This window comes from Klebsiella sp. MS 92-3 (genome assembly GCF_000195655.1).
Lineage (GTDB): Bacteria > Pseudomonadota > Gammaproteobacteria > Enterobacterales > Enterobacteriaceae > Klebsiella > Klebsiella pneumoniae.
Map to the genome: position 1 here is coordinate 35,057 of NZ_GL882819.1, position 6,818 is coordinate 41,874.

Here is a 6,818-nt window from a genome sequence, read left to right on the forward strand (position 1 = left end):
GCGCCGGGCTCGGTTGATAGCCAGAGATACGATCAGGCGTCTGGCTCTTCTTCAGCAATCTTCAGCATCCATTCCGGCACGCCTTCCCAGTACTGTTGCTCTTTTTCCAGATCCAGCAGCACCAGCGCATTCTGGCTAAACCAGTTGTGCGGAAACGTCAGCGTCCAGTGGTGAGCTTCCGTCTGCAGGCGCAGCGTCGGCGGCGTAGTGGTAGCCTGACGCTGGTTATTCAGCAGTACGCCCAGGCGCAGTAGCTGAATTAGCGGCAGAAACTGCTTTTTCCTGAATAGCGTAAAGCGCGGCAGATCGTCGAGCTTGATCGCTTTGCGATGATAGCGTACGAGGGTGGCCATCAGCATCTGCTGCTCCTGATTGAAGCCCGGCAGGTCGCTATTTTGGAGAATGTAGGCCGAGTGACGATGCATGCCGCTGTGGTTGATATTCAGCCCTACCTCATGGAGCATCACCGCCCATTTCAACAGCGCCGCGAGGTGCGGATTGGCCAGCTTGGGATTCTGCTCCTGCCACTGCTCCAGCATCTGGGTGGTAGTTTCCAGTACCCGGCGCGCCTGTTCGCGATCGATGTTGTACTGATTTGCCAGACTCTGTGCCGTGCGGCTACGAATATCCTGGTGGCGGAAGCGGCCTTCCATCTCGTACAGGACACCTTCGCGCAGCGCGCCATCGGACAGACGAAGTTCTTTGATGGCCAGCGCGTCAAACACACCGCAGAGGATCGCCAGCCCAGGCGCAAAGACCGCTTTACGGTCTTCTGAGAGACCGGGCAGACTGAGCGCGTCGAAGTTTTTATGCTTCAACAGCTCATTTACCAGCATCTCGAGGCGCTCCGGCGTAATAAATCCGTCCTTCTCGCCCATCGCCACCAGCACTTCCTGGGCGGCTTTTATGGTGCCGGAGGCGCCCAGCGCCACGGTCCATCCCTGAATACGGAACTGCCAGGCCAGCGTCTCCAGCTTCTGCACCGCCGCCAGGCGCGCGCGCTGGAAGTTTTCTTTATTGATAACGCCGCCAGGGAAATAGGCCTGCGAGAAGCTCACGCAGCCCATGCGGCGGCTTTCCACCAGGCGGGGCTCAAAATCTTCGCCAATGACCAGCTCGGTTGAACCGCCGCCGATATCAATCACCAGCTTGCGGCCGCGCTCCGGCTGCGTGTGCTCAACGCCCATAAAAATCAGGCGCGCTTCTTCATTACCGGAGATGATCTCGATCGGGTAGGGGATCACTTTTTCCGCGCGTTTAAGAAACTCCGCCGCGTTGGTCGCCTGACGCAGCGTATGCGTCCCGACGATACAGACGCTGGAGGGGGAGAACCCCTGCAGGCGTTCGGCAAACAGCGACAGGCAGTTCAGCCCACGGGTCATGGCTTCTTCGCTCAACACCGAGTTTTCATCGAGGCCATCGGCCAGATGTACGCGCTGTTTCAGGCGTCCGATGATCTGCATGGCGCCGTCGACGACACGGGCGATCACCATATGAAAACTGTTCGAACCAAGGTCAACCGCAGCGAACTCCTGCGGTCGAGGGGTGTTATCGTTTATTGGCATAGGTTAGTCGGGTTGTTCGAGTGATTTGAGATAATCGTAAATCGCCATTTGCGCGCGCACTTTACGGCGATTGCCGCGCGGCACATAGCGGTTACTCAGTTCTTTATCAAGATAGCGCGCTTTTACCGTATCGTTGAACAGGATATCAAAAATATCCAGCACCCGCTGCTTCAGACGCGGATCGAGCAGCGGAGCGGCAACTTCGATGCGATAATCGATGTTACGCGTCATCCAGTCGGCAGAGGAGAGCCAGACCTGTTTATCGCCACCGTTTTCAAAACAGTAGACCCGGTCGTGCTCGAGGAAACGGTCCACAATACTGATGACGCGGATATTTTCGCTGATACCTTCCAGACCCGGGATCAGCGAGCACATGCCGCGGATCAGCAGATTAACCGGCACGCCGGAGCTGGAGGCGGCATACAGTCGGTCCACCAGACCTTTATCCACCAGGTTGTTCAGCTTCAGCGTAATCCCGGACGGTTGCCCGTTTTGCGCATTGGCGATCTCGCGATCGATCATCTCATACAGCAGACGACGCGAGTTCTGCGGCGACACCAACAGGTAGTCGAAGCTAACCGGACGATAGGGGTTCTCGATAAAGTTAAACACGCGGCGGACTTCATTGGTAATGCGCGCATCGGCGGTTAACAGCGAATAGTCGGTGTAGATCCGCGCCGTCTTCTCGTTAAAGTTACCGGTGCCGATGTGGGCGTAGCGCACCACCTCATCGCCTTCTTTACGCGAGATAAGGAACAGCTTGGCGTGGATCTTCAGACCTGGCGCAGAGAAGATAACGTGGACTCCCGCTTCCGTCAGGCGTTTCGCCCAGTGAATGTTAGCCTCTTCATCGAATCGCGCCTGCAGCTCCACCACTACGGTGACTTTCTTACCGTTGTGGGCGGCGTGGATCATCGCGTCAATGATGCGCGAATCCTTGGCTACACGGTAGATGTTGATTTTGATCGCCAGCACGCTGGGGTCGAACGAGGCCTGACGCAGCAGCTCCAGCACATGCTCAAAAGTGTGATAGGGATAATAGAGCAGGACGTCGCGTTCGCGGATGGCGTCGAAGCCGTTGCGGAATTTATCAAACCACAGATGACGCAGGCGCGGCATAGGCTTATTGACCAGATTGGCCTTACCCACATTCGGGAAGCCGATAAAGTCTTTAAAGTTGTGGTAGCGGCCGCCCGGCAGCATCGAGTCGTAGTTGGAGATGGAGAGCTTATCGCGCAGCATTTCGACCATCGCATCCGGCATATCGCGCTGGTAGACGAAGCGAACCGGCTCGGCGGTCAGGCGCTGCTTGAGGCTGGAGGACATCAGCTCCATCAGGCTCGACTCCATCTCATGCACCAGATCGTACTCGGCGTCACGGGTCATCTTCATCGAGTAGGCGTTCAGCGCATCGTAATCAAAGAAGCCTTTAAAAATATCGTCCAGGCAATAGCGCAGGATGTTATCCAGGAGGATCATTGGCTTGCGGCGACGCGGCGCTTCCGGCGGCAGGTTCACGAAGCGCGGCACTTTATCCGACGGTATTTCCAGCAGAGCATAGTTGATGTTTTCCCCGCGGATAATCTCCACCGCCAGATAGGTGTAATCATCTTTCAGAAACTGCACGAGGTCCGTTTCGCGGTTGATCAGGATCGGCGAGATATGCTGGCGTAAATACTGCTTGAAGTAGTTGCGCAGCCAGGCCTGCTGATTGACGGACAGCTGGCGCTCGTTGATCAGGAAGATCTGGTTACGCGCCATCTCCAGCAACAGTTCATTATACAGACTATCGAATTCCTGATCGGCCTTCAGAACGCGGGCCTGAATTTTGCCTAACAGGTGGCGAGAATGGGCGGTACTGCCTTGTTCTTCACTGATAATAATCCGGCGCTTCAGCTCAGCGAAGCGCACTTTGTAAAACTCATCCAGGTTGTTGGAGTAAATCCCTAAGAAGCGCATGCGCTCAATCAGCGGGTTACTCTTGTCCGCCGCTTCCTGCAGCACGCGTTCGTTAAAAGACAACCAGCTGAGTTCTTTTTCGATGTATAGCTTTTCCTGGCCCATTACCGCTCACACTCCGTTTTACTCACAGGACGTAGACTATTATGACGAATTTTTCTGCATAGCGATTTACTGTGTCACAACAATATGACAGTAAGAAGAATTATTTCTGTGAGATGTTTGATTAGTAAACACTTTTAATTAAAAAAAAGCCCCGCGATGTGCACATGCGGGGCTGGTTGTTCATTCGTCGGCGGCATAGCCCTGCGGGGGAAGCTGTCGCTCATCCAGCCAAGCGTGGTTGCCTGCCATGCGCAGACGTCCATCGACGAACCAGCTGATGACCAGCGGATAAATGGCATGTTCCTGGGCCTGAACCCGTGCCGTGATTTCCTCCTCGCTGTCGCCAGCGAAGACCGGCACCTTGGCCTGCAGGATAACCGGCCCACCGTCCAGCTCATCGGTGACGAAGTGCACCGAGGTGCCGTGCTCCTCGTCACCGTTCTCCAGCACCTGACGATGAGTATGCAGGCCAGGATACTTCGGCAGTAGCGAGGGATGGATGTTCAGCAGACGTCCCTGATAGTGGCTGACGAACGCCGGGCTAAGGATACGCATATAGCCTGCCAGCACCACCAGATCCGGGGCGTAGGCGTCGATTTCATGCATCAGCTGACGATCGAACGCTTCCCGGTCGGCAAACTGACTTTGCGCCAGCGCATGGGCCGGGATGCCGGCCAGGCGCGCGCGCTCAAGGCCGAACGCATCAGCCTTGTTACTGAATACCGCACGCAGGGTGCCGTTTATCTGTTTCCGGCCGCAGGCGTCGATGATCGCCTGCAAATTGCTGCCGCTACCGGAAATCAGCACCACGATGTTTTTCATGCAATGACCACACGCTGTTCGGAATCGGAGGCTTTGATATACCCGATTTTCCACGCGTTTTCACCTTTGTCATTCAGCAGGGCAATCGCTTTGTCCGCTTCCGCTGCCGGCAGGGCGATAATCATCCCTACGCCGCAGTTAAAGGTACGGTACATTTCATGCTGGCTGACGTTACCGGCGGTTTGCAGCCAGTTGAAGACGGATGGCCACTGCCAGGAGGACTCATCGATGATCGCCTGGGTGTTATCCGGCAGCACGCGCGGAATGTTTTCCCAGAAGCCGCCGCCGGTCAGGTGGGCAATAGCGTGGACGTCAACGCTGGCGATCAGATCAAGCACCGATTTCACATAGATGCGGGTTGGCGCCAGCAGATGGTCGGCCAGCGGTTTACCGTCAAGGTCGGTAGTTTGTGGGTCAACGCCGCTAACCTCAATGATCTTACGCACCAGCGAATAGCCGTTAGAGTGCGGGCCGCTGGACGCCAGCGCCACCAGCACGTCGCCATCGGTCACTTTGCTGCCGTCGATGATTTCTGATTTTTCCACTACCCCGACGCAGAAACCCGCCACGTCGTAATCTTCGCCGTGGTACATCCCGGGCATCTCTGCGGTTTCACCACCGACCAGCGCGCAACCGGACTGCAGGCAGCCTTCGGCGATGCCGTTGATGACGCTGGCTGCGGTATCGACGTCCAGTTTACCGGTGGCGTAATAATCCAGGAAAAACAGCGGCTCAGCGCCCTGAACCACCAGGTCGTTCACGCACATGGCGACCAGGTCGATACCGATGGTGTCGTGACGCTTCAGATCCATTGCCAGACGCAGCTTGGTACCGACGCCGTCGGTGCCGGAGACCAGTACCGGCTCGCGGTATTTCTGCGGCAGTGCGCACAGCGCGCCGAATCCGCCCAGTCCCCCCATCACTTCCGGGCGACGGGTTTTCTTCACCACGCCCTTAATACGGTCGACGAGAGCGTTGCCTGCATCAATATCCACGCCGGCATCTTTATAGCTGAGAGAGGTTTTATCGGTCACTGCGAAATCTCCACGCGTTTGCGGTAAGCAAGAAAAATCGGCGCAATTCTAACAGGGAAAGCAAACGTTTGCGAGCCTGCTTTACAGTTGGCGTAAAACCGCTGATGAATGGTTAAATTTGATACTGCTCACGAAAATGAAACCGGGTACAGTCTGGTGCTTGCCTCTACGTAAAGGAATCCTCATTATACGACTGAAACCGGTTTCCGTGTTGGTTTGCCACGCATTTTGTCGGTGATTGACGCGGGTCAGGAGAGGGATGAATGAAGATTGCGGCATTTGATATCGGTGGCACCGCGTTAAAGATGGGCGTGATGGCCCGCGACGGCAGGCTGCTGGAAACCGCCAGGCAGTCAATCAATGACAGCGATGGCGATCGGATCTTACAGGCAATGCTGTCGTGGCTGGCGGCCCATCCGTCGTGTGAAGGAATAGCCATCAGCGCGCCGGGCTACATCGATCCGCACAGCGGTTTTATCACCATGGGCGGCGCTATCCGTCGATTTGATAACTTCGCCATGAAATCGTGGCTCGAGACGCGAACCGGGCTGCCGGTCTCGGTGGAAAACGACGCCAACTGTGTGCTGCTGGCCGAGCGCTGGCAGGGCAAAGCGGCGGAGATGGCCAATTTTCTGGTGCTCACTATCGGTACTGGCATCGGTGGGGCGATTTTCTGCCAACACCAGCTGATCAACGGGGCGCGTTTTCGTGCCGGCGAATTCGGCTACATGCTTACCGACCGTCCCGGCGGACGCGATCCTCGTCGCTATTCAATGAATGAGAACTGCACTCTGCGGGTGCTGCGCCATCGCTATGCGCAACATATTGGCGCGCCGCTGGATAGCGTGACAGGCGAACTGATTTTCGACCGCTATGACGCCGGCGACCCGGTTTGTCAGCGTCTGGTCGCCGAGTTCTTCAATGGCCTGGGCCATGGCCTTTATAACCTCGTCCATATCTTCGATCCGCAGACCATTTTTATCGGTGGCGGCGTTGTGGAACGCCCAGGATTTCTGACGCTACTGCGCCAGCATCTGGCCTGGTTCGGCATTGCCGACTATCTCGATACCGTCAGTCACGGTAACGATGCCGGCCTGATTGGCGCGGTTTACCATTTTAATCAGCTGTATCGTTCGCCAGACGACGATCGACATTAGGGAGAGACTATGTCCGGATTTAAAGCAGGTTTTCTGTGGGGCGGCGCGGTCGCAGCGCATCAGTTAGAGGGCGGCTGGCAGGAGGGCGGCAAGGGGATCAGCGTGGCGGATGTGATGACCGCCGGCGCCCACGGCGTGCCGCGGGGAATTACCGACGGCGTGGTGGCCGGGGAAAA

At 56.6% G+C, this 6,818-nt stretch carries 6 protein-coding genes; 2 read left to right on the forward strand and 4 right to left on the reverse strand.

Annotation, left to right across the window (positions count from 1 at the left end; translation table 11 throughout):
* Positions 1–32: 32 nt before the first annotated feature.
* From ppx to purM, 4 genes are all read right to left on the reverse strand, one after another.
* Positions 33–1,565, reverse strand: coding sequence for an exopolyphosphatase (gene ppx, locus HMPREF9538_RS11110; protein ID WP_002913839.1), 1,533 nt, complete (start codon positions 1,563–1,565; stop codon positions 33–35).
* 3 nt (positions 1,566–1,568) lie between these two features.
* A complete protein-coding gene (ppk1, locus tag HMPREF9538_RS11105) occupies positions 1,569–3,629 on the reverse strand; it encodes a polyphosphate kinase 1 (RefSeq protein WP_002913838.1) in 2,061 nt (686 codons plus the stop codon).
* A gap of 180 nt (positions 3,630–3,809) precedes the next feature.
* Positions 3,810–4,451, reverse strand: a complete 642-nt coding sequence (purN, locus tag HMPREF9538_RS11100; RefSeq protein WP_004145656.1) for a phosphoribosylglycinamide formyltransferase — start codon at positions 4,449–4,451, stop codon at positions 3,810–3,812.
* A complete protein-coding gene (gene purM, locus HMPREF9538_RS11095; protein WP_002913836.1) occupies positions 4,448–5,485 on the reverse strand; it encodes a phosphoribosylformylglycinamidine cyclo-ligase in 1,038 nt (345 codons plus the stop codon). Before purM ends, purN begins: the two co-directional genes overlap by 4 nt.
* A 263-nt stretch (positions 5,486–5,748) precedes the next feature.
* Here purM and bglK point away from each other — a divergent pair, with 263 nt between their 5' ends.
* Positions 5,749–6,642, forward strand: coding sequence for a beta-glucoside kinase BglK (gene bglK, locus HMPREF9538_RS11090; protein ID WP_004213188.1), 894 nt, complete (start codon positions 5,749–5,751; stop codon positions 6,640–6,642).
* 9 nt (positions 6,643–6,651) lie between these two features.
* A partial coding sequence (locus HMPREF9538_RS31665) for a family 1 glycosylhydrolase (protein WP_009485403.1) occupies positions 6,652–6,818 on the forward strand: 167 nt, incomplete at its 3' end.